This is a genomic window from Amycolatopsis sp. SID8362 (genome assembly GCF_010550475.1).
Classification (GTDB): Bacteria; Actinomycetota; Actinomycetes; order Mycobacteriales; family Pseudonocardiaceae; genus Amycolatopsis; species Amycolatopsis eburnea.
Window position 1 is genome coordinate 1 of sequence record NZ_JAAGNB010000223.1, and the last position, 802, is coordinate 802.

Genomic DNA, 802 nt, shown 5'->3' on the forward strand with positions numbered 1-802 from the left:
CACCCCGGCCCCGCCGCCCTCGGCCGCCCAGCCCCCGGCGGCCGGCGGAACCGAACTCGGCGCGGCCGCCGACATCCCCGTCGGCGGCGGCAAGGTGTTCGCGGACCGGCAGGTGGTGGTGACCCAGCCGGTGGCGGGCACCTTCGCGGCCTTCTCCGCCGTCTGCACGCACCAGGGCTGCACCGTGGACACGGTCGCGGACGGCACGATCAACTGCCCCTGCCACGGCAGCAAGTTCAAGATCGCCGACGGCTCGGTCGCCAACGGCCCGGCATCCCAGCCGCTGGCGAAGAAGGCGGTCACGGTCACCGGCGGCAAGATCACCCTCGCCTAGGCGTAGGCCTTCACGACGGTCCGGCCGTCAACCGTCCACATCGGACTCGACGTGTCCACGTCATGGGCCTCGCCGTCGCCGCACCGGTACCCGCCACTCGCGACGGCGAGGCACTGCAAGCCGTCCGCGAGAGCGAGCAGGAACGGATCGCCGGTCCCACCGGCCTGCGGCGGCGACGGCAGGCCGCCGGCGTAGGTCAGCAGCACCGCCCCGGTCACCGATGTCGGGCAGACGACCCGCGGCCCCGGCCCGGCGAAGCACGGGTCGTAGGTGGTGCCGCCGCTGGTGCACCGGAAGGCGTCGTGACGGCCGGACACCGCGGACACCGCGTCGCACCGCCCGTCCGCGCGAGCCGTCGCGGCCGCGGGCTTGGCCCGGTACTCGACGGTCTGTGTGAACCGCTGCGCACGGCCGGTCGTGATCGGGACGTCGAAGGCGGGCCCCGCCGCGGCCGCCCCGTCGGCCACG

Annotated in this window: 2 protein-coding genes; one reads left to right on the plus strand and one right to left on the minus strand. The window is 75.3% G+C overall.

Annotation, left to right across the window (positions count from 1 at the left end; translation table 11 throughout):
• A partial coding sequence (locus G3I65_RS07580) for a Rieske (2Fe-2S) protein (protein ID WP_160695447.1) occupies positions 1 to 334 on the plus strand: 334 nt, incomplete at its 5' end.
• Here the strand turns inward: G3I65_RS07580 and G3I65_RS07585 are convergent.
• Positions 331 to 802, minus strand: a 472-nt coding sequence (locus tag G3I65_RS07585; protein ID WP_203612313.1) for a hypothetical protein, incomplete at its 5' end; no start/stop codon positions are given. The two genes, G3I65_RS07580 and G3I65_RS07585, sit on opposite strands and share 4 nt — an antisense overlap.